Consider the following 21,240-nt stretch of genomic DNA (forward strand, 5'->3'; position numbering starts at 1 on the left):
GACTCTTTTTTGTATCGTTCATTTTTCGTTCGCTCCTTTCAGATTCTTCGCCAGCATGCGCACCAGGAAGAACGACACGATGTTCGCCAGCACCACCGCGAAAATACCGCCGGCCGAGGCGATGCCGATATCAAATTGCTGCAGGCCGATGGAATACACGAGGTAAGTCAGGTTAGTGGTCTCGGTGCCAGGACCGCCCGCTGTAGTGGTGAAGATTTCGGCAAACACCGACAACAGGAAGATGGTCTCGATCATGATGACCACCGTGATGGCGCGTTTGAGGTGCGGCAACACGATATAGAAGAAGATGCGGATCGGCCCGGCGCCATCCAGTTGCGCGGCTTCCTTCTGATCGCCGTCGAGCGATTGCAGCGCGGTCAGCAGAATCAGGAAGGCGAACGGTATCCATTGCCATGACACGATGATGATCACCGACAGCATCGGATATTCAGCCAGCCAGTCGATCGGCTCCATGCCGAGGTGACGCATGACGAAGGCCAGCATGCCGTAGACCGGATGCATGATCATGTTCTTCCAGATCAGCGCGGCCACGGTCGGCATCACGAAGAACGGTCCGATCACCAGCAGCCGCGCAATACCGCGCCCGCGGAATGGCTGGTCGAACAACACCGCCAGCAAAGTACCGCCGATGACGCTGATGCCCAGCACGGAGCCGATCAGCAAGGCAGTGTTGGCGATCGACGGCCAGAAGGCGGGATCCTCCAGCAGGAACTGATAATTTTCCAGTCCGACGAAGCCGGTCTGGTCCGGCGCCATCAGATTGTAGCGATTGAATGAGAAATAGACCGTCATCGCCAGCGGCACGATCATCCACAGGAACAGCAAGGCTACTGCCGGCGTCTGCAGCAGACGGATCGGCATGAAGCGTTCGCCTCCCGCATGTTTTCCGCGGCGGGATTGCTGTGTGGATGAAGGTGAAGCGCTGGCTTCAGGAGGCATTGAAGAAGTATTCGATATCGACGACATGGCGGCCTCGATGCAATCAGGTTCGGGCCGGCATCATGACGACGATCCGGCGGAATTCGGTAGAACGGTTTCATGCGCCGCCCGGCATCAAGCCGGGCGAACGCAAAGCGGCATTATTTGATGTAACGCCCCTGCTTCATCATGCGTACGGTCTGCGCCTGCGCCGTCTTCAACGCTGCATCCGCAGTGCCCTTGCCCGCCAGCGCACCGGCAATCGCCTGGCCGGTGATGGTGCCGATGGACTGGAACTCCGGAATCGTGGCGAACTGGATGCCGGTGTAAGGCACCGGCTTCACGGTCGGATTGTTGGCATCAGCGTTCTGGATTGCATCGAGAACGAAATCGGAGAACGGCGACGACTTTTTGTACTCGGCCGAAGCGTAGGTAGAAGTACGCGTGCCCGGCGGCACCAGGGCCCAGCCGCTATCCTTGGCGACCAGCTTGATGTAATCCTTGGAAGTCGCCCAGGCGGCGAACTTCTTGGCGGCGTCTTGTGATTTGGACGACTTCGGCACGGCCAGCGACCAGATCCACAACCAATGCGATCCCTTGTCGGTAGTCGCCATTGGCGACGGTGCGAAGGCAGTCTTGTCCGACACCTTGGAATCCTTGCCGTGATACAGCATGCCGGCGGCGACCGTGGCGTCTACCCACATGCCGCATTTGCCACCCGAGAACAGCACCAGGTTTTCATTAAAACCATTGGAGCTCGCGCCCGGAGGACCGTATTTGCGCATCAGGTCGACGTAGAAATTGACGGCCTGCTTCCATTCCGGCGTGTCCAGCTGCGGCTGCCATTTTTCGTCGAACCAGCGGCCGCCGTAGGCATTGACCATGGTGCCGACCAGCGCCATGTTTTCACCCCAGCCGGCGCGGCCGCGCAGGCAGATGCCGTAGACGCCCTTGGCCGGATCATGCAGTTGCGACGCCAGCTTGCCGATCTCTTCCCAGGTCGGCTTCTCCGGCATCTTCAGATTCTTTTGCGCGAACAGATCCTTGCGGTAGTAAGTCATCGAGCTTTCCGCATAGAACGGCAGCGCGTACAGCTTGCCGTCGGTGGTCAGGCCTTCGCGCACGGTCTTGATCAGATCGGCTTCGTCGTAGTCGGCAGGCAGGCCGGTCATCGGCGCCAGCCAGCCTTTCTTGGCCCAGATCGGCGCTTCATACGCACCAATGGTCATCAGATCGAACTGGCCGCTGTTGGTGGCGATATCGGTGGTCAGACGCTGGCGCAGGACGCTCTCTTCCATGGTGACCCAGCGCAGCTTGATGTCGGGATTGGCTTTTTCGAACTGCGGCGACAGCTTTTGCAGTTCGATCATGTCGGGATTGTTGATGGATGCAATGTTCAGTGTGACCGGCTCGGCAGATGCAATGCCGGCGATGCCGACGGAACCGAGCATTGCGATAGCGGTAGCAATGCGTGTACTGACACGTGCGACGGGGGCGCGAAGTTTCATGCTTGTCTCCAATTGTGTGCGGGCTGAAGAACGTCCGGAAAGGGCCGTCTTTGCCTCGATGTAGTTATTGAGCAAAAAATCTGTTTGCGAGCAAATAATCAAACATCGCCGACCGAAAGTCAAGCATTTGCATTTTTCTTGAGCAAATATTCAATTTTGATAATAATGCGATGTCGTCATGCCGAATTGCCGCAGACCGCAGTGCCGGCCAACTCCGTACAATGCCGGATCGCCTCAACTGTCATCCATGGGATTGTATGGAGGAGACGACAGCAGGTTCATAACAAGGAAAATCGATGTCATCCAATTCATCCAAACTCGATCTGGCGGCGCGCGCCGCGTGGATGTATTACGTCGCCGGCAACACCCAGAACGAGATTGCGGAACGTCTCGGCATTTCGCGCCAGATGGCGCAGCGCATGGTGGCCTATGCCGGCGCATCGAATCTGGTGAAGGTGCAGATCACGCATCCGATTTCGTCCTGCCTGGAATTGGCGCAAGGCCTGCAGCAGCGTTACGGGCTGGAAGTGTGCCGCGTAGTGCCGAGCGCCGTTGCCGACGAACCAGCTGTCGATGACGCACAAGGCACGCAGCAAATGCTCGCCGTGGCCGGCGCCGAGCTGATGGAACAATACCTGCGCCAGGAAGCGCCGCTGATCGTCAACGTCGGCTCCGGCCGCACGCTGAAAGCCGCCATCGAAAAAATCAGCGACATGGAAAGACCGCAGCACCAGATCGTCTCGATGATCGGCGCGTTCGCCTCGGACGGCTCCGCCAATCGCTACGACGTCGCCTTGCTCGCCGCCGAAAAAATGCAGAGCCGCTTCTATCTTCTGCCGGCGCCGCGCGTGGCGGAAAGCGAAGCGGATCGCAAGCAATGGTGCAACCACCGCGCCTACCAGATCGTCACCGGCCTGGCGCAAAAAGCCGACGTCACCTTCCTCGGCATCGGCACCATCGCTTTGCAGGGCGCGATGCATGAAGACGGCTTCATCGACGATGAAGAAGTAGCGCAGCTGCAGCAGCAAGGCGCAGTCGGAGAACTGATCTGCCACGCCTTCGGCGCCGACGGCAAGATGCTGCGTTCACCGCTGGCTGCACGCATCACCACGCCGCCGCTCAGTACGCCGCCGGCCAAGCCGGTGATTGCGATGGCCGGCGGACGCAAGAAAGCGGAAGCCGTACGCGGTGCCTTGCGCGGCGGTTGGCTGACCGGTCTGGTGACGGACGAATACTGTGCGCAATTTGCGCTGCAGGATGATTGAGTTTCAACGCAGTCAAAACAAGAATTTTTCAGAATCAGCACCACGGAGACATCCATGCCCCACCCCATCGAATTCGTCGTCTTCGGCGAAGCCCTGACCGATTTCATCCGCCAGCCCGGCGGCGAATGGCGCGCCCTGCCCGGCGGCGCCTGCTGGAACGTCGCACGCGTCGGTGCGCGCCTGGGTGTGGCGACCGGTTATGCCGGCAGCATCAGCAGCGACGTCTTCGGCGAAGAATTGCGCGTGCTCACGCAGGAAGCGGGACTCGACATGCGCTATCTGCAGCAAGTCGACAAATCGCCGTTGCTGGCGATGGTGACCTCGACCACGCCGCCCAACTATTTTTTCGTCGGCGACGACAGCGCCGACCTGCATTTCGATCCGAGCAAATTGCCTTCAGGATGGATGGACGACGCGCGCGTGCTGCACTTCGGCTGCATCAGCCTGACGCGCGAACCGCTGGCATCGCGTCTGCTGGCGATCGCCGCCGAAGGCGCCCAACGCGGCAAACGCATCGCCTTCGATCCCAACTGGCGCAAGCTGATGGATCAGCCGGACTATCACGTGCTGATGCGCAAGCTGCTGGCGTTGTCGCATTACGTGAAGGTGTCGGATGAGGATCTGGAGAAACTGTTCCCTGACGATGCGCAGCCTCTGGCGACGTTGAAATCGCTGGCGCCACAGGCCGAGATTTTGTTCACGCGCGGGGCGGATGGACTGTCGTGGATCAAGGGGGAGAGCGTGATCGATCAGCCGGCTTATCGGGTTAATGTCATTGATACCGTGGGCTGCGGCGATGCGTCAATGGGCGGTTGGATTGCCAGCATCTTGCGTCAGGCTGATGCGCCGGTGATCCAGCATTTGCAGTGTGCTGCTGCTGCGGCGGCGTTGTCGGCGGCTCGGGCGGGGGCTTATGCGGCTACTTGGGATGAGGTGCAGGGGTTGATTCGCGCTTGATCTTAATGCTTCGTTTTGTTCCGACTTCCCGTCTTGGGTAGCTTCAGTTTTTCTTGCTTCGATCAACCCTGCCGGGGGTAGCCCGGCGGCTACTCACTTTTCTTGTCTCGCCAAGAAAAGTGAGCCAAAGAAAGTTGGAGCACTGCTCCAACAAAGGCTAAGTCGTAGCCCCTTCGGGGTTCCCGGCGCCAGCGGGCGAAAATCGGGAAGGGAAAACAACTCGCTTCGCTCAGACATTTTTCCCTTCTTAATCCGATTTTCACCTGCTGACGCCGGCTACTCTCAAGCGGACTTCGAGACTGGCTGCGCGTCGCCAGGGAACGGTGGCGGCTTTAATATCTCCGGCCTCATTTGCTTCGTCGTTCCAACGCAAGTTGGAACCCAGCGTCGTGAAGAAGGGTGAGTGATGTACTGACGCCACTGGGTCCCAGCGTTCGCTGGGACGACGGCGTTAAAAAAAGAAAGTGAAGTTTTTAGCAGGCAGATACTTGTGGCACGATGCCGAAGGCGAGTCACCCCTGGCGAGGCGCAGCGAGCCAGTCTGGCCGTTCCGCTTATGAGCTGCCGTTGGTGACATGCACAAATCGGAAAAAGAAGGGAAAAATGTTTGAGCGCAGCGAGTTGTTTTCCCTTCCCGATTTAGGCTTGGCAGCAACGGGGACCCCGAAGGGGCTGCGAATCGCGGTCGCCTTTCTTTGCTTACTTTCTTTGGCGAAGCAAAGAAAGTGAGCGGCTGCCGGGCCGCTCCCGGCAAAGGTTGATCGAAGAAAGAACAGAATCAGCTACGAACAAACAACGAGTCGGAACAAAACAAACCCAACCTCACCCAAGCTTCTCCAACTTAGCCACACTCAAATCCAGCAACTTCATCCCAAACTTCCCGAAGTTGATATGCGCCCGCGTACTACCGCCGCCGCCTTCAATATTGACAATCACACCCTCGCCAAACTTGGCATGCGCCACATTCTGCCCAATCCGCCAGCCCGAATCAGGCCGGGAAAAATTCTGCGCAATCTTGTTGTTGCCTGACTCAGGCGCCGCATCCCAGGCCGATTTCGGCTGTGCAAACCAGCTATGCTGTTGCTGCTGAATCTTCGGCGACAGCCACTTGATCGACTCGTCCGGCAGCTCATCAAAGAAACGTGAGCGCATGTTGTAGCGCGTCTGGCCGTGCAACATGCGGGTCTGCGAAAAGCTCATGTACAAACGCTTGCGCGCGCGCGTGATCGCGACATACATCAGACGACGCTCTTCTTCGACGCCGCCTTCTTCCTTGGCGCTGTTCTCGTGCGGGAACAGGCCCTCTTCCAGACCGGTGATGAATACCGCATCAAACTCCAGCCCCTTGGCCGAGTGCACCGTCATCAGTTGCAAAGCATCCTGCCCGGCCTGCGCCTGATTGTCGCCGGCTTCCAGCGAAGCATGCGAGAGGAAAGCCGACAGCGGCGACATGATCGTCGTCAGCGACGCATCGGCATCGATGATTTCAATGCCGTCTGCGGTCGTAATGGACGTACCCGCAACGGCCTGCGCCTGCGGCCCGAGGAAGGCCGGCGCATCCAGGCCGTAGCCTTCTTCCGAGACGAACAAGGTGGCGGCGCTGACGAGCTGCTCCAGGTTTTCGATACGGTCGGCGCCTTCTTTTTCGTTCTGGTAATGCGTGATCAGACCGCTGGCGTCGAGCACCACTTGCACCATTTCTTGCAGGGGCAGATTTTGCGTTTCAAAACGCGCGCCTTCGATCAGCTTGATGAAACCGTTCAACGAAGAACCGGCCTTGCCGGCAACATAGGGCACTGCCGCATACAGCGAGCAGTTGTACTGGCGCGCGGCGTCCTGCAATTGCTCCAGCGCCTTGGCGCCGATGCCGCGGGTCGGGAAGTTGACCACCCGCAGGAAAGCGGAATCGTTGTGCAGGTTGTCCATCAGCTGCAGATACGCGATCGCATGCTTGATTTCAGCGCGCTCGAAGAAGCGCTGGCCGCCGTACACGCGGTAAGGAATCGCCGACGAGAACAAGGCGTGTTCCAGCACGCGCGACTGTGCGTTGGAGCGGTACAGCAGGGCGATCTCGCTGCGCGACCAGCCTTCGGCGATGAGGTTCTTGACCTGCTCGATGATCCATTGCGCTTCCTGCAGGTCGCTGCTGGCTTCGAAGATACGCACCTGTTCGCCATGTCCGGCGTCGGTGCGCAGATTCTTGCCGAGGCGCTTGCTGTTGTTGGCGATCAGGATGTTGGCGGCGTCGAGGATGTGGCCGTGCGAGCGGTAGTTTTGCTCCAGCTTGATCAGGTTCTGCACGCGGAACTCGCGCTCGAAGGCCGTCATGTTGCCGACATTGGCGCCGCGGAATGCGTAAATGCTCTGGTCGTCGTCGCCCACTGCAAACACCGCGCCACTGTCGACCTGTCCCTGACCCGACATCAGCTTGAGCCATTTGTATTGCAGGTCGTTGGTATCCTGAAACTCGTCCACCAGCACGTGGCGGAAACGGCGCTGGTAATGTTCGCGCAGCGGCTGGTTGCGCGACAGCAGCTCGTACGTGCGCAACAGCAGCTCGGCAAAGTCGACCACGCCCTCGCGCTGGCATTGCTGATCGTAGAGGTCGTAAAGCTCGACGAACTTGCGGTTGTAGTCGTCATGCGCTTCGACGTCCTTGGCGCGCAAGCCCTGGTCCTTGGCGCCGTTGATGAAATACATCAGATTGCGCGGCGGATACTTCTCGTCGTCCACATTCATCTGCTTGAGCAGGCGCTTGATGGCCGACAGCTGATCCTGCGAATCGAGAATCTGGAAAGTCTGCGGCAAGGCGGCGTCACGGTGATGCGCGCGCAGCAGGCGATTACACAAGCCGTGGAAGGTGCCGATCCACATACCGCGCGTATTGATCGGCATCATCGCCGACAGGCGCGTGAGCATTTCCTTGGCGGCCTTGTTGGTGAAGGTCACCGCAAGGATGCCTGAAGGAGACACCTGCCCGGTCTGGATCAGCCATGCAATGCGGGTCGTCAGTACGCGCGTCTTGCCTGATCCGGCGCCGGCCAGAATCAATGCGGATTGTGCGGGAAGGGTGACGGCCGCGAGCTGCTCGGCGTTGAGATTGTGGAGAAGATTTTGCATCCCGCGATTATACGTGGGTGCGTCATCCTCAGCGCGCCATTGGTCCGGATTCTTCGCCTGATTCTTCCATCTAAAAATCCGCCGGACCGGACCAAATCCCGCGCCGCCAGCAGGTTTGCGGCAACAGGAGTAAAATTCTGCACTGCAACATGGCATTGAGGCCGGTTGCCCTCTCTTACTCCCTATCATGTCCGAAGAAGCTCTACGTTCCACTCCCGCTGCCGCCACCGCCGCTACTGAAGCCGCGCCTGTCAGCACCCCTGCGCAATCCGCAGTCATCGTCCAGATCCTGTCGACGGTGTTATTCACTTTTCTTGCCTATATGACCATAGGCATCCCGCTGGCGGTCTTGCCGGGCTATGTGCATCTGGATCTGGGCTACAGCTCCTTCATTGCCGGCCTGTCGATCAGCGTGCAATACCTGTCCACTTTCATCACGCGCGCACAAGCCGGACGCATGGTCGACACCATCGGCCCCAAGAAAACCGTCATGCGCGGCATGCTGGCCTGCGTTGCCAGCGGCGTCTTCCTCGTGCTGGCCGCATGGTCGTCGGAATTGCCCTGGCTGAGCCTGTCCATGATCCTGGTCAGCCGCTTCTGCCTCGGCATCGGCGAGAGCCTGGCCGGCACCGGCTCCATCATCTGGGGCATCGGCCGCATCGGCGCCACCCATACCGCGCGCATGATTTCGTGGAACGGTATCGCCACCTACGGCGCACTGGCCATCGGCGCTCCATTGGGCGTGGCTGTGTTGCATGTGGCAGGTTTCTCGGCGATCGGATTCCTCGCGCTGGCGCTGCCGCTGATCGGTTACCTGATTGCGCGTCGCCGTCCTGCGGTGCCGGTGGTGCGCGGCGAACGCCTGGCCTTCCGCCTGGTGCTAAATCGCGTGCTGCCTTACGGTATCGGTCTGGCGCTGGGCACGGTCGGTTTCGGTGCGATCGCCACCTTCATCACGCTGTATTACGCCAGCCATAATTGGTCCAACGCGGCGTTCTCGCTGACGCTGTTCGGCGGCTTCTTCATCGGCTCGCGCCTGCTGTTCGCCAATTCGATCAACCGCTTCGGCGGCTTCAAGGTCGCGATCGCCTCTTTTGCGGTGGAAGCCGTGGGCCTCAGTATCCTGTGGCTGGCCGGTTCGGCGGAAGTCGCCATGGTCGGTGCGGCACTGGCCGGATTCGGCTTCGCATTGGTGTTCCCGTCATTGGGCGTGGAAGCGGTCGGCCTGGTGCCGGCGCCAAATCGCGGCGCGGCGCTGGGCGCATATTCGGTGTTCCTCGATCTGGCCCTGGGTATTACCGGTCCGCTGGCGGGGCTGATCGTCGGCCAGTTCGGGTACGAAGAAGTCTTCCTGTTCGCCGCCATCGGCGCACTGTGTGCGGTGGCCTTGACGCTGTCGCTGTATCGTCGCGCACAACTAGCCAAAGAATAATCAATAGAAATAAGCGATAGCAATAATCGAATTTAATACCTTGTGATGGTGTCAATCATCCCTATGTCTTATTCATGGGGTTGCGGTTTTGGCATAAAATCGCAATGTTGCATTCCATCACACCAAGGAGCGAAACAATGGCAAAGAAAAACGTGGCAGCGATCAACATCGGCATCAATGACAAGGATCGCAAGAAGATTGCAGACGGCCTCAGCAAACTTCTGGCCGATACTTATACGCTCTACCTGAAGACGCACAATTTCCACTGGAACGTCACCGGTCCGATGTTCAACACGCTGCACCTGATGTTCGAAGGCCAGTACAACGAACTGGCGCTGGCTGTCGACCTGATCGCCGAACGTATCCGCGCACTGGGTTATCCGGCGCCTGGTTCGTACAAGGATTTCGCCAAACTGTCGTCCATCCCTGAAGCCGACGGCGTCCCTGCTGCCGACGAAATGATCCGCCAGTTGGTGGCCGGCCAGGAAGCAGTCACCCGCACTGCGCGTTCGATGTTCCCGGCAGTTGACGCAGCCGCCGATGAACCGACCGCCGACTTGCTGACACAGCGCATGCAGTTGCATGAAAAAAATGCGTGGATGCTGCGCAGCTTGCTGGAAGGCTGAAGCAAAGCTCGTCTCACTGTCGCATTAAAAAAGCCGGCTTCATGCCGGCTTTTTTGTTTTTGCGTGGATTTCCGCGTTGATCCGCATTGTCTTCCGCATTCACTCCAGTCAGGCCGGAACCTTGCGCCCGTCATGCAGATGTTCGAAGAAGTGGATGTCGCGATCCGGACGCATCTTCAGCGCCATCACTGCACCGATCAGCAGGAACACCGCTGAGCCGACAAACGGCAGATTCCAGTTACCGGTCAGGTCGATTACTGTGCCGAACACCACCGGTGAAATGATCGTCGCCAGCGCCGCGCCGGTATTGAGCATGCCGCTGGCGGTACCCGTATATTCCGGCGCAACGTCCATCGGCACGGCCCAGATCGGTCCGATGGTCAATTCGAGCATGAAGAACGCGCCCGACAAGCACCATGCGACCACGTTGACGTCATGGCTCAGCATCACCGGCACCAGGAAGCACAAGGTACCCAGCAGACTGAACGCAATCACACCCTGACGCGCCATCGGCAGACTGCCGGTTTTCTTCAATACCTTGTCGCTGATCAGGCCGCCCGTGACGTCGCCCACCACGCCGGCGAAGAACACGCCGGACGCAAAGATCGCCGACTTCTTGATGTCGAGATGGTATGCGTTCATGAAGAAGATCGGCACCCAGCTGAAGAACAGCGTATTGGTCCAGACCTGGCAAAAGTAGACGAAGATGGTCGGCGACATGCGGCGCAAGATTTTCTTCCATGGCGTATCGCCGCCGTTTGCCGTGACCTTGACGTGTTCCGGCAAGCGCGCCAGTTCCGCTTCATTGATCGCCTTGTGCTCGCGCGGATTGTCTTTGTAATACACCGCCCACGCGATGATCCACAAAGCTGTCAATGCACCGACGATGACGAAGGCCGCTCGCCACGAGTGCAGCACGATCAGCAACGCCACAATCGGCGGCGCCACGGCATTGCCCAAGCGCGAAAACGAGTGCGTGATCCCTTGCACAAAGCCGCGATCCTTGCGCTGAAACCAATTGGCGATCGCGCGTGCCTGCGCCGGCAACGCCGCGCCCTCACCGATCCCAAGCAGCAGCCGTGCCAGAATCAGCGACACCAGTCCGCTGATGAAGCCGGTGGCAATCGTCGCCACCACCCAGATCGAACCGCAGACGATCAGCGTCTTCTTGGCGCCGAGCCGGTCGGCGAACCAGCCGCCGATGATCTGGAAGATCGCATAGGTATAACCGAAGGCGGAGAACGCCAGACCCAGTGTGGTGTTCGACAGGCCGAGCTCATCCTTGATCGGGCCGGCGGCGGCGGCAAGATTGACGCGATCCAGATACAGGATGAACGACATCGCGCAAAAGATGGCGAGCATGTATTTCTGAACGTGCGTCGCGCGCCCGGTTGGACCGGCGGCGCCGGCTGTTACGGCGGAAAGTGATTGCATAGTCTCCTCACGGAAGGTGTGGCGCCTTGTTGGCGCTCATTGTTGTGATGATTGTAATGATCTGGATATTGCACAACCCGAGGGCCGCGCCCAAGCGCGACATCCTTCAACGGTCAGCTTTTCAGGCGGCTTTCTCCCATGCGGCAAGCAAGTTCAAAGGCGTTTTCCATCGCCGTGATTTTGGCGATGCCTTTGCCGACGATATCGTAGGCAGTGCCATGCGCTGGTGTCGTAATCGGAATCGGCAAGCCGCCTTCCACCGTCACGCCGACGTCGAAACCGAGCAGCTTGGTCGCGATCTGCCCCTGGTCGTGATACATGCTGACGATGCCGTCGAGCTGTCCGTTTTTGGCGCGCAGGAAAATCGTGTCGGCGGGGAACGGACCGGTCGATGGATAGCCTTTCTTCGCTGCCATGGCAATGCCCGGCTCAATCACGTCGATCTCTTCGCGTCCGTAGTTGCCGTTGTCGCCGTTGTGCGGGTTGAAGCCGCACACGCCGATGCGCGGCTCCGCCTTGCCCGCAGCGCGGAAGGCATCGGTCAGCATGCCAATGGCTTGCGCCACGCCTTCTGCGCTCAGCACCGACGACACGTCTTTCAAAGGCATGTGCGAAGTCACGCGACCGGTCCACAGGTCATTGAGAATGTTCAACTCACCGCATGGACCGTCGTAGTTGAGCAGCTTGGCAAACCAGCGCATTTCATCTTCTTCATGCATGCCGCCCAGGCGCATGGCGCCTTTGTTCAGCGGCGCGAAACACAGCGCATCAGCCTTGCCGTCAGTCACCAGTCTGGTACCCAGCTTCAACGAATCGAGAATGAAATGACCGTTATCGACACCCGCCACGCTGGGCGCATATTCGCGCGCGTCGCCATCCCAATCCTGAATCGTCAGCCAGTCGGACGCCTGCGGAATCGGTGCATTGACGGCGTTGGCGGCGCGTTCGATGGCGGCACGATTGCCGATCAGCGTGATATCGGCGCGCTTGCCGATGGCAGGCAAGGCCAGCAGTTGCACGATGAGTTCAGGACCGATCCCGGCCGGATCGCCGATGGTCAGGGCGATGCGAGGTTTCTTGATGGATGATTGCGAGGCTGATGATGATGCAGCGGACATGCCGTCTCCTGTGTAGTCTTGTCTTTTGATCCGCCGGACCGATCAAATGAAATGACAAGCAAACGGCATGGCAGACGTTGCACAGACTATAAAGGCGCTACCCGCAGGGCTTCCATCGCTATTTCGGCGAATCAGGATTCGCGTTTTGCGAAACCGGGCTGGAAAGAGCCTCCACCAAGGACTTCGCAGAAGAGGACATGGCGATATCCGGTTGATGACAAAGCACAAAACGGCGCGTCGCCCAGTCGCCGCTGATGGGAACCGAGCGAAACTGCTCGCCGCCGGCCAGCAATGCAGCGACTGCGGTCGGCATCAGGCCGATCCCGATTTCTTCACCGATCATTGCCGCCATGCTGTGAAAGCTGCGCACCATGATGCGCATGTGCAGCATGCGATTGGTCTCACTCGCCAGCCGTCCTAACATCAGAGAAATCGCCGCGCCTTCGGATAAGCCGATGACGTTGTGCGGCAAGATATCGTCCAGCGTGACGCTGTCGTATCCGGCAAGCGGATGTGCGCGCGGCGTCACCAGTACCAGCCGGTCTTCGCGATAGGGCGCGGTGGGCAAGTCGGAACCGCCAAGCGTGCTTTCATAGATGCCGATGTCGGCGACACCGCGCGTGACAGTCTCCAGTACGCCTTGACTGTTGAGTTCGATCAGATCGATCTTGATACCGGGATAGCGTGCGTTGCAGTGCCGGATATCCTTGGCGAGAAACTGCAGCACCACCGAAGTACATGCCGCGACGCGCACCACGCCCATGTTGCCCTGGCGGAAGGCATTGGCATCGTCCTGCATGCGTGTCACCGAATGGATCATGCTGCGCACGTGCGCGAGCAAAGTGCGCCCTGCATCCGTCAACGCCATCCCGTGCGGCAGACGATCAAATAATGCAATGCCGAATTGCGCCTCAAACTCCTGAATGCGGCGCGAGGCGGCGGCCGGCGCCAGATGAATACGCTCGGCAGCCTTCGTGACGGCGCCCAGTTCCGCCGTTGCCTCGAACAGTCGCAACGTGGTCAGGTCAAAATGGACGCGGTCGGAGGAGAGATCAGGAAGAGAAGACATGGGCTTGGCTTTTGGCTGGCGAAGGAATGAAGACGCGGAGGAGAGCTATTTAACCACTTTTCTCCGCATCAGCCCGGCCATCGCTTTATTGCCCCATTCGCCGGGCTGATAAAGCGCCTCCGCTGCTAGCGAATCAGTTGACTGAACGCGCGAGCGGACACTTCCGGATCATCCGTCATGTAGACGCTGCTGATCGCCGCCACCATGTCGGTGCCCTGCGCAATCAGCGGCAGGCAATTCTCTTGCGTCATGCCGCCGATGACAACGACCGGCAGTGGGATTTCTTTCTTCGACTCGGCCACGATTTCCGGTGCGGTCTTGAATTCATATTTTTTCACGCGCGATGGATAGAAACCGCCGAAGGCAACATAGGTCGCGCCAGCTGCATAGGCGTCGCGCGCCAGTTGCAGCGTGCCGTAGCACGAGGCGCCGACGATCTTGTCTTTGCCGACCTGTGCGCGCACTTCCGCCACTGAGGCATCAGTGCCGCCGACATGGATGCCTTCTGCATCGAGTTCGATACAGAGATCAACATAGTCGTTGATGATGAATGGGGTGTTGTGACGGCGGCAGACTTGCAGCAGCGCACTCGCCTGCTCTTTGCGCAGCGCTGCATCAGCAGTCTTGTGGCGGTACTGCACCAGCGTCGCGCCGCCTTTGATGGCCTGCCCGGTGGCGCTGACCAGTTTTTCGGTGTCGTCCCAGTCGGGCGTCACGATGTACAGTCCGCGCAAGGACCATTGTTTGGCTTCACTCATTTATTTTCTCCAGCAAAGGATCGTTCATACAGCGGCACGCGATTGGGGATGCGCTGCCCGGGGGCAATCGCGTAGGAAGTCTCCAGCGCGTGCTGGCAATACTGCTGCGCGGATTCGATAGCCTCGCGCATGCCGAGACCGTGCGCCAGCATCGCCGACAAAGCCGCCGCCAAGGTGCAGCCGCTGCCGTGGAATTCGTCCTGCAAACGCGGCCAGCTCCATGATGCAAAGGCGCCTTCAGGACCGAACCAGCGATTGACTACATCCTGATGCTGCGGGCCGTGGCCGCCCTTGAGCAGCACATGCGCGCAACCGCGCTGCATGAGGATGTCAGCCTGCTGTTCCGGCGCATGCTCGCTGCCGCACAGCCGGCTGGCTTCGTTGAGATTGGGCGTGATGACGGTGGCAACCGCATAGAGCGACTCGATTGCCGGCGCCGCATCATCGGTCGACAGCTGGTCGCCCTTGCCGTTGGCCAGCACCGGATCGAACACCACCGGCAAGTCCGGCTGGCGCGCGCGCAACTGCAAAATCAGATCCGCAATCGTCTCGGCATTGCGGCGATTGCCGGCAATGCCGAGCTTGACGGCCCGAATGTCGAAGCGATCGATCAGCACCTGCGCCTGATGGCGTATCAGCTCCGCATCGAGCGGATGCACGGCGAACACGCTGACGTTATCCTGCACCGTCAGCGCCGTCGGCACCGACAGCGGATGGCAACCGAGCGCGCTGATCGCAGGAATATCCGCCTGCATGCCGGCGCCGCCGCTCGGATCGGAGCCGGAGAACACCAGCACGCACGGCGGTGATGAACGATAGGAAGACATCGGGCCCAACCGGCTTAAACGACGCGGCCGGCCATCGGCGACGACGGCGACGCAGCGAAACGTTTAGGAACACGTCCGGCGAGGAAGGCTTCGCGTCCCGCCTCCACCGCCAGCTTCATCGCACGCGCCATGCGAATCGGATCGCGCGCACCGGCAATCGCGGTATTCATCAGCACGCCGTCACAGCCAAGTTCCATCGCAATGGCCGCATCGGAAGCCGTACCGACGCCGGCATCGACCAGCACCGGAATCTTCGACTGCTCGATGATCAGCGACAGGTTCCATGGATTCAGAATGCCCATGCCGGAACCGATCAGCGACGCCAGCGGCATCACCGCGACCACGCCAATGTCTTCCAGCATGCGCGCCTGGATAGGATCGTCGCTGCAATACACCATGACGTCGAAGCCGTCCTTGACCAGCGTCTCGGCAGCCTTCAAGGTTTCCGGCATGTTCGGAAACAAGGTCTTCTCGTCACCCAGCACTTCGAGCTTGACCAGCTTATGGCCGTTCAACAATTCGCGCGCCAGTTGCAGCGTGTAGACCGCATCTTCAGCGTTATAGCAGCCGGCCGTATTCGGCAGGATGGTGTAACGCGAAGGCGGCACCACGTCGAGCAGGCTGGGTGCGTTCGGATCCTGGCCGATGTTCACGCGGCGAATCGCGACGGTGATGATATCGGCACCGCTGGCCTCGGTGGCTTCGCGGGTTTCGTTGAGATCCTTGTACTTGCCGCTGCCGACCAGCAGGCGCGAGCCGTAGGTCTTGCCGGCGATCGTCAGTCCCGCGTCTGCAGTCAGCGCGGGAGCGTCGTTCATGTTCATGTCAATTCCTTTCAGGTTTTAGCCGCCGCCGATGGCGCGAACCACGTCGACGCGATCCGCATCGGCCAGCACGCGTCCGGCCCACAGTTGCGACGGCACCACTTGGCGGTTCACGGCTACCGCCACGGCCTTGCCGGTCAGCTCCAGCGCAGCGATGAGCTGCGCCAGATCAACCCCGTCGGCGATGGCGTGCGGCTTGCCATTCAATTCGATCTGCATCGCATTCACCGCAGCAATCAGGTCTTGGAATAAATCTCGGCGCCCATCTTCACGAACTCCACCGACTTCACTTCCATCCCCTGCTTCAAGGCGGCGATTTCCGAGATGCCTTCCTTGGCGGCGTAGTCGCGCACTTCCTGCGTGATCTTCATCGAGCAGAAATGCGGACCGCACATCGAGCAGAAATGCGCCACCTTGGCCGAATCCTTGGGCAGGGTCTCGTCATGGAATTCACGCGCCTTGTCCGGATCGAGACCGATGTTGAACTGGTCTTCCCAACGGAATTCGAAGCGCGCCTTCGACAGCGCGTTGTCGCGGATCTGCGCGCCCGGATGGCCCTTGGCCAGATCGGCCGCGTGCGCGGCGATCTTGTAGGTGATGATGCCGTCCTTGACGTCGACCTTGTTCGGCAGGCCCAAATGTTCCTTCGGCGTGACGTAGCACAGCATCGCCGTGCCGTACCAGCCGATCTGCGCAGCGCCGATGCCGGAAGTGATGTGGTCGTAGCCCGGTGCGATGTCGGTGGTCAAGGGGCCCAGCGTGTAGAACGGCGCTTCGTGGCACTGCTCCAGTTGCAGGTCCATGTTTTCCTTGATCAGGTGCATCGGCACGTGGCCGGGACCTTCGATCATGACTTGCACGTCGTGCTTCCACGCGATCTTGGTCAGCTCGCCCAGCGTCTTCAGTTCGCCCAGTTGCGCTTCGTCGTTGGCGTCGTAGATCGAGCCCGGACGCAAGCCGTCGCCGAGGCTGAAGCTGACGTCATAGGCCTTCATGATTTCGCAGATATCTTCGAAATGCTCGTACAAGAAGGATTCCTTGTGATGCGCCAGGCACCATTTCGCCATGATGGAACCGCCGCGCGAGACGATGCCCGTCATGCGTTTGGCGGTCAGCGGCACGTATTGCAGGCGCACGCCGGCGTGGATGGTGAAGTAGTCGACGCCCTGCTCGGCCTGCTCGATCAGCGTGTCGCGGAAGATTTCCCAGGTCAGGTCTTCAGCCTTGCCATTGACCTTTTCCAGCGCCTGGTAAATCGGCACGGTACCGATCGGCACCGGCGAATTGCGGATGATCCATTCACGCGTTTCGTGGATGTTCTTGCCGGTCGACAGGTCCATGACGTTGTCGCCGCCCCAGCGGATGGCCCAGGTCATCTTTTCGACTTCTTCGCCGATGGACGAGGTCACGGCCGAGTTGCCGATGTTGGCGTTGATCTTCACCAGGAAGTTGCGGCCGATGATCATCGGCTCGACTTCCGGGTGATTGATGTTGGCGGGGATGATGGCGCGGCCGCGGGCGACTTCGTCGCGCACGAATTCCGGCGTGATCGTCGCGGGGATCGAGGCGCCAAAAGATTGACCCGGATGCTGGCGGCCCATCAGGTCGGCCAGCTTGTTGCCCATCGGACCGGAGGCTTTCAGTTGCTCCAGATACTCCTGGCGGCGCAGGTTTTCGCGGATGGCGATGAATTCCATCTCCGGCGTGATGATGCCTTTGCGCGCGTAGTGCATCTGGGAGACGTTGCCGCCGGCTTTGGCGCGGCGCGGCTTGCGATGCAGGTTGAAGCGCAGCTCGGCGAGCGCCGGGTCGTTCAGGCGCTGCTGGCCATATTCGGAAGTCGGGCCACCGAGTTCGTCGGTGTCGTCGCGCTCCAGAATCCACGGCAGGCGCGGCGTCGACAGGCCGTTGCGGATGTCGATCTTGACGTCCGGATCGGTGTAGGGACCAGAGGTGTCGTAGACGTAGATCGGCGGATTCTTTTCCGAGCCGAACATGGCAGGCGTGTCGGACTGGCTGATTTCTCGCATCGGCACTCGGATGTCAGGGCGCGAACCGGAGACGTAGATCTTGCGGGAATTTGGTAAAGGCTGGACAGCCGCTTCGTCTACCGTGGCGGTAGCGGAGAGGAATTTCGGATTGGCGTTCATTTTGGCTCCTTTGCTTGAAATTACTTGGCTTGGAGCCAGCAAAGGAGGATTCGGAAGGGACCTGTTGCGTGATGACGATGCAATGCGGTGGTTCCGGCGCTTCCCTTCGCTGGCATTACCCAGATCAGGTTCAAGGGTATTTCTCACCCGTTTGCCGTACGTTGGCATTCAGGACCCCTAGCATTTTGTTTCTCTTACTACGTTCAGTTTCAAACGTCGTGGGCCGGATTCTACACCCATAATCCGGCCCGTGACATCACAAATTTCGACTAGTTGTCATGAGAGAAATCCTATAGAGATCCATGGCACCGCAGCAACAATCAGCAGCCCGGCAAGCAGCGCGCCGAGATAGGGCCAGATCTTGCGCATGCCGGCATCGGGGCTCACACGGCCGATGGTGCAGGCGCTGTAATAGCCCAATCCGAACGGCGGCGCGAACAGGCCGATGCCCATTGCCAGGATCACCACCATCGCGTAATGCACCTCATGCACGCCCAGTTGCCTGGCGATCGGAAACAGCAGCGGCCCGAACAGCACCATCGCTGGAATCCCTTCCAGCACGCTGCCCAGCACGATGAAGGTGACGATGGAAATCAGCAGGAAACCCCAGCGTCCACCCGGCATCAGCGACATGATGTGCGCCAGGTCGTGCGAGAAGCCCGACTGCGTCAGCGCCCATGCCATGCAAGTCGCAGTGCCGATGATGAACAAGATCGCACCCGACAGCGAAGCAGTTTCGACCAGCATCGGATACAGGCGCTTCACGTCGAAGCGGCGATAGACAAGGATGCCGACCACGATCGTGTAGGCGATGCCGATGGTCGATACTTCGGTCGCCGTCGCCACGCCTTCCACCACTGCCGTGCGGATCAGCACAGGAATCGCCAGCGCCGGCAGCGCCACAACGAAAGTACGCAATACGACTTGCAGCGATGCGCGCTTGACGTCCTTGAGATTGCTCTCCGAGATGCGTTGACGCGCAAGGACCGCCAGCGCAACCGCCAGCACGATGCCCGGCAACAAGCCGCCAGTGAACAATGCCGCAATCGACACGCCGGTGACCGAACCGATGGTGATCAGCACCAGAGAGGGCGGAATCGTCTCCGCCATTGCGCCGGATGCGGCCAGCAAGGACACCAGTTCCCCCTCTTCCATGCCGCGCTTCTTCATCTCGGGAAACAGCACCGGCGCCACCGCCGCCATGTCGGCCGTCTTGGCGCCGGAAATACCCGACACCAGCATGATTGCGCCCAGCAACACGTAAGACAAACCGCCGCGCACATGTCCCAGCAGCGAGGCGAGAAAAGCCACCATGGCCTTGGCCATCTGCGTCATTTCAATCAGTTGTCCTAGCAGGATGAACAGCGGCACTGCCAGCAGGATCAGCGAACTCATGCCTTCGTTGACGCGGCCAGGTACAACCTCCAGCGGCGTTGACGTGGTGCACAACAAATAAGCAATCGTGACCAGCCCGAAACAGAACGCGATCGGCACGCCGGCCAGCACGCCCGCACCCAGCAGCAGGATGAAGAAGAAGGCCAGGTTCCAGTTGCCCATGGACTGCAGCTGGCTGCCGCCCAGATACAAGGCCGCCGCAATCGCCGCCAACACCAGCGCCACGAATCCCAGATCGCGCCAGCCGTGGCGCGCCAGACGCAGGCCGGACACGCACAGCATCAGCACGCAACCGACTGCCAGCGCCGCTTCGCGCACGGTACCGGGCAAACCCAGCGCAGGCGTTTCCACCACCCATTCGTTCTGTGCGTATTCGATTGCGGGCAGCAGCAGCATGCCGATGAACAGGCAAGGCGTGCCGACTGCAATCGCTTCAATACGCGCACGCCAGGCCGGCGACAATTTGCCGATCAGCGCCGTCATGCGCATGTGTTCGCCGCGCCGCAAGGCGACCGCCGCGCCGAACATCGCCAGCCACAGGAACACGGTCGACGCCAGTTCATCCGCCCACACCAGCGGCTGATGCAGCACGAAGCGCGAGAACACGCTGGTCAGCAAAATCGCCACTTCCGCCACTACGGCGATGGCGGCCGGAATCTCGATGAGCAAGCCCAGCGCCCGGTCCAGGTGCGTCAAACCCAGACTGGGCCCCGGCATGGTCTCGATGTGATGGCCGGCGGCCATCATGCCAGCTCTCCGGAATATTGCTGCAGCAGATGCCAGCCCTGCTCGCCGAACTTGGCTTTCCAGTCCTTGTAGAACGTGGTCTTGCGCAAGGCATCGCGGAAGGCGTTCTTGTCGACGTCGATGAATTGCAGGCCTTTTCCGGTCAGCTCCTGACGCAGCGAGTCGTTGAGTTTGGCGATATCGGCACGCTGATCCAGCGCCGCCTTGTCGAATTCACGCAGCACGATGGCCTGCACATCCGCCGGCAATTTCTGGAAGGCGCGCTTGTTGCCCAGCACCAGATACGCATCCCACACGTGGCTGGTCATGCTGCAATATTTCTGCACTTCGTACAGGCGCGCGGTGGCGATGATGGGCAGAGGATTTTCCTGCCCTTCGACCAGCTTGGTTTGCAGAGAGGAATACACCTCGTTGAAATTGATCGGCGTCGGTCCCGCACCCAGCGACTGAAACAGCGAAGTCAGAATAGGCGCAGCCGGCACGCGCAACTTCATGCCCCGCAAGTCGTCCGGCGTGCGGATCGGTTTGACGCCCGACGTGATCTGGCGAAAGCCGTTGTTCCAGCTGCGCGACATGCTCATGACGCCGACCTTGTCGATCTGGCTGAAGATGTACTTGCCGAGATCGCCATCCATCGCCTTCCACACTTCATCGTAGCTGGAGAAGGCGAAGCCGGTGTTGACGATGCCGGCCGCCGGCACCAGCGTCGCCAGGATGGAAGCGGCGATGTTGAAAAATTCGACGCCACCGTTGCGCACCTGCGCCAGCAGGTCGGTATCCGAGCCAAGCTGGTTGGCCGGAAAGAGCTTGATGTCGACACGGCCGCCAGTGGCTTCCTTGATACGGTTGATGGCGTCTTGCGCGCGCTTGTTGACCGGATGCGTCGGGTCCTGGCCGGTGGCGAATTTGTAGTTGAATTCGGCGGCGTGAGCGTATCTGGTGATCCACGCCGACATCGGCAGGGCTGCGCCGGCGGCGCCGTAAGTCAAAAGCTTGCGGCGGGTAATCCCGCTCTGCGTGAGTGCGTCCTTGGTCATGTCTGTCTCCTTGATGTGGTTTTACTTGTTATTG

At 60.0% G+C, this 21,240-nt stretch carries 18 protein-coding genes and 1 riboswitch; of the genes, 5 read left to right on the top strand and 13 right to left on the bottom strand.

Features of this window, described 5'->3' with window-relative positions; translation table 11 throughout:
* Window positions 1-18: 18 nt before the first annotated feature.
* Window positions 19-987, bottom strand: coding sequence for a carbohydrate ABC transporter permease (locus AC1RN6_RS15370; protein ID WP_493006305.1), 969 nt, complete (start codon window positions 985-987; stop codon window positions 19-21).
* On the opposite strand from AC1RN6_RS15370, the gene AC1RN6_RS15375 reads away from it, so the two are divergent.
* The gene (locus AC1RN6_RS15375) at window positions 881-1,108 is read left to right on the top strand and encodes a hypothetical protein (protein ID WP_493006460.1); all 228 of its coding nucleotides are present in this window, start codon (window positions 881-883) and stop codon (window positions 1,106-1,108) included. The two genes, AC1RN6_RS15370 and AC1RN6_RS15375, sit on opposite strands and share 107 nt — an antisense overlap.
* On the opposite strand, the gene AC1RN6_RS15380 is transcribed toward AC1RN6_RS15375, so the two are convergent.
* Window positions 1,101-2,390 carry an ABC transporter substrate-binding protein gene (locus AC1RN6_RS15380; RefSeq protein WP_493006454.1) on the bottom strand — a complete coding sequence of 430 codons (1,290 nt, stop codon included), beginning with the start codon at window positions 2,388-2,390 and terminating at the stop codon, window positions 1,101-1,103. The two genes, AC1RN6_RS15375 and AC1RN6_RS15380, sit on opposite strands and share 8 nt — an antisense overlap.
* A gap of 353 nt (window positions 2,391-2,743) precedes the next feature.
* Between AC1RN6_RS15380 and AC1RN6_RS15385 the strand changes: the two genes are divergently transcribed.
* Both AC1RN6_RS15385 and AC1RN6_RS15390 read left to right on the top strand, forming a co-directional pair.
* The gene (locus AC1RN6_RS15385; protein WP_493006306.1) at window positions 2,744-3,712 is read left to right on the top strand and encodes a sugar-binding transcriptional regulator; all 969 of its coding nucleotides are present in this window, start codon (window positions 2,744-2,746) and stop codon (window positions 3,710-3,712) included.
* A 54-nt stretch (window positions 3,713-3,766) separates the two neighbouring features.
* A complete protein-coding gene (locus tag AC1RN6_RS15390) occupies window positions 3,767-4,669 on the top strand; it encodes a carbohydrate kinase family protein (protein WP_493006307.1) in 903 nt (300 codons plus the stop codon).
* An 822-nt stretch (window positions 4,670-5,491) separates the two neighbouring features.
* Here the strand turns inward: AC1RN6_RS15390 and AC1RN6_RS15395 are convergent.
* Entirely contained in the window at window positions 5,492-7,789 is a 2,298-nt protein-coding gene (locus AC1RN6_RS15395) for a UvrD-helicase domain-containing protein (RefSeq protein ID WP_493006308.1), read from the bottom strand.
* A 187-nt stretch (window positions 7,790-7,976) separates the two neighbouring features.
* Here AC1RN6_RS15395 and AC1RN6_RS15400 point away from each other — a divergent pair, with 187 nt between their 5' ends.
* Both AC1RN6_RS15400 and AC1RN6_RS15405 read left to right on the top strand, forming a co-directional pair.
* The gene (locus AC1RN6_RS15400) at window positions 7,977-9,221 is read left to right on the top strand and encodes an MFS transporter (RefSeq protein ID WP_493006309.1); all 1,245 of its coding nucleotides are present in this window, start codon (window positions 7,977-7,979) and stop codon (window positions 9,219-9,221) included.
* 137 nt (window positions 9,222-9,358) lie between these two features.
* Window positions 9,359-9,847, top strand: a complete 489-nt coding sequence (locus AC1RN6_RS15405; protein WP_493006310.1) for a Dps family protein — start codon at window positions 9,359-9,361, stop codon at window positions 9,845-9,847.
* A 108-nt stretch (window positions 9,848-9,955) separates the two neighbouring features.
* Here AC1RN6_RS15405 and AC1RN6_RS15410 read toward each other — a convergent pair whose 3' ends face one another.
* From AC1RN6_RS15410 to AC1RN6_RS15455, 10 genes are all read right to left on the bottom strand, one after another.
* The gene (locus AC1RN6_RS15410) at window positions 9,956-11,209 is read right to left on the bottom strand and encodes an MFS transporter (protein WP_493006455.1); all 1,254 of its coding nucleotides are present in this window, start codon (window positions 11,207-11,209) and stop codon (window positions 9,956-9,958) included.
* A 185-nt stretch (window positions 11,210-11,394) separates the two neighbouring features.
* The gene (locus tag AC1RN6_RS15415) at window positions 11,395-12,399 is read right to left on the bottom strand and encodes a 4-hydroxythreonine-4-phosphate dehydrogenase PdxA (protein WP_493006311.1); all 1,005 of its coding nucleotides are present in this window, start codon (window positions 12,397-12,399) and stop codon (window positions 11,395-11,397) included.
* A 118-nt stretch (window positions 12,400-12,517) separates the two neighbouring features.
* Entirely contained in the window at window positions 12,518-13,468 is a 951-nt protein-coding gene (locus tag AC1RN6_RS15420) for a LysR family transcriptional regulator (protein ID WP_493006313.1), read from the bottom strand.
* A 125-nt stretch (window positions 13,469-13,593) separates the two neighbouring features.
* Entirely contained in the window at window positions 13,594-14,226 is a 633-nt protein-coding gene (thiE, locus tag AC1RN6_RS15425; RefSeq protein WP_493006315.1) for a thiamine phosphate synthase, read from the bottom strand.
* The gene (thiD, locus tag AC1RN6_RS15430) at window positions 14,223-15,053 is read right to left on the bottom strand and encodes a bifunctional hydroxymethylpyrimidine kinase/phosphomethylpyrimidine kinase (RefSeq protein WP_493006316.1); all 831 of its coding nucleotides are present in this window, start codon (window positions 15,051-15,053) and stop codon (window positions 14,223-14,225) included. The genes thiE and thiD overlap by 4 nt, the downstream gene beginning before the upstream one ends.
* A gap of 14 nt (window positions 15,054-15,067) precedes the next feature.
* Window positions 15,068-15,877 carry a thiazole synthase gene (locus tag AC1RN6_RS15435; RefSeq protein WP_493006317.1) on the bottom strand — a complete coding sequence of 270 codons (810 nt, stop codon included), beginning with the start codon at window positions 15,875-15,877 and terminating at the stop codon, window positions 15,068-15,070.
* An 18-nt stretch (window positions 15,878-15,895) separates the two neighbouring features.
* Window positions 15,896-16,096: a sulfur carrier protein ThiS gene (gene thiS / locus AC1RN6_RS15440; RefSeq protein ID WP_493006318.1), complete on the bottom strand. Its 201-nt coding sequence runs from the start codon at window positions 16,094-16,096 to the stop codon at window positions 15,896-15,898.
* A 17-nt stretch (window positions 16,097-16,113) separates the two neighbouring features.
* On the bottom strand, window positions 16,114-18,027 hold the full coding sequence (gene thiC / locus AC1RN6_RS15445; protein WP_493006319.1) for a phosphomethylpyrimidine synthase ThiC: 1,914 nt from the start codon (window positions 18,025-18,027) through the stop codon (window positions 16,114-16,116).
* 84 nt (window positions 18,028-18,111) lie between these two features.
* A riboswitch (TPP riboswitch) is annotated at window positions 18,112-18,216 on the bottom strand.
* 87 nt (window positions 18,217-18,303) lie between these two features.
* Window positions 18,304-20,169 (bottom strand): TRAP transporter large permease, encoded by a 1,866-nt coding sequence (locus AC1RN6_RS15450; RefSeq protein ID WP_493006320.1) that lies wholly within the window; start codon window positions 20,167-20,169, stop codon window positions 18,304-18,306.
* The gene (locus AC1RN6_RS15455) at window positions 20,166-21,206 is read right to left on the bottom strand and encodes a TRAP transporter substrate-binding protein (protein ID WP_493006321.1); all 1,041 of its coding nucleotides are present in this window, start codon (window positions 21,204-21,206) and stop codon (window positions 20,166-20,168) included. The genes AC1RN6_RS15450 and AC1RN6_RS15455 overlap by 4 nt, the downstream gene beginning before the upstream one ends.
* Window positions 21,207-21,240 lie beyond the last annotated feature (34 nt).

Source organism: Herbaspirillum sp. GW822-FHT03A08 (assembly GCF_058801885.1).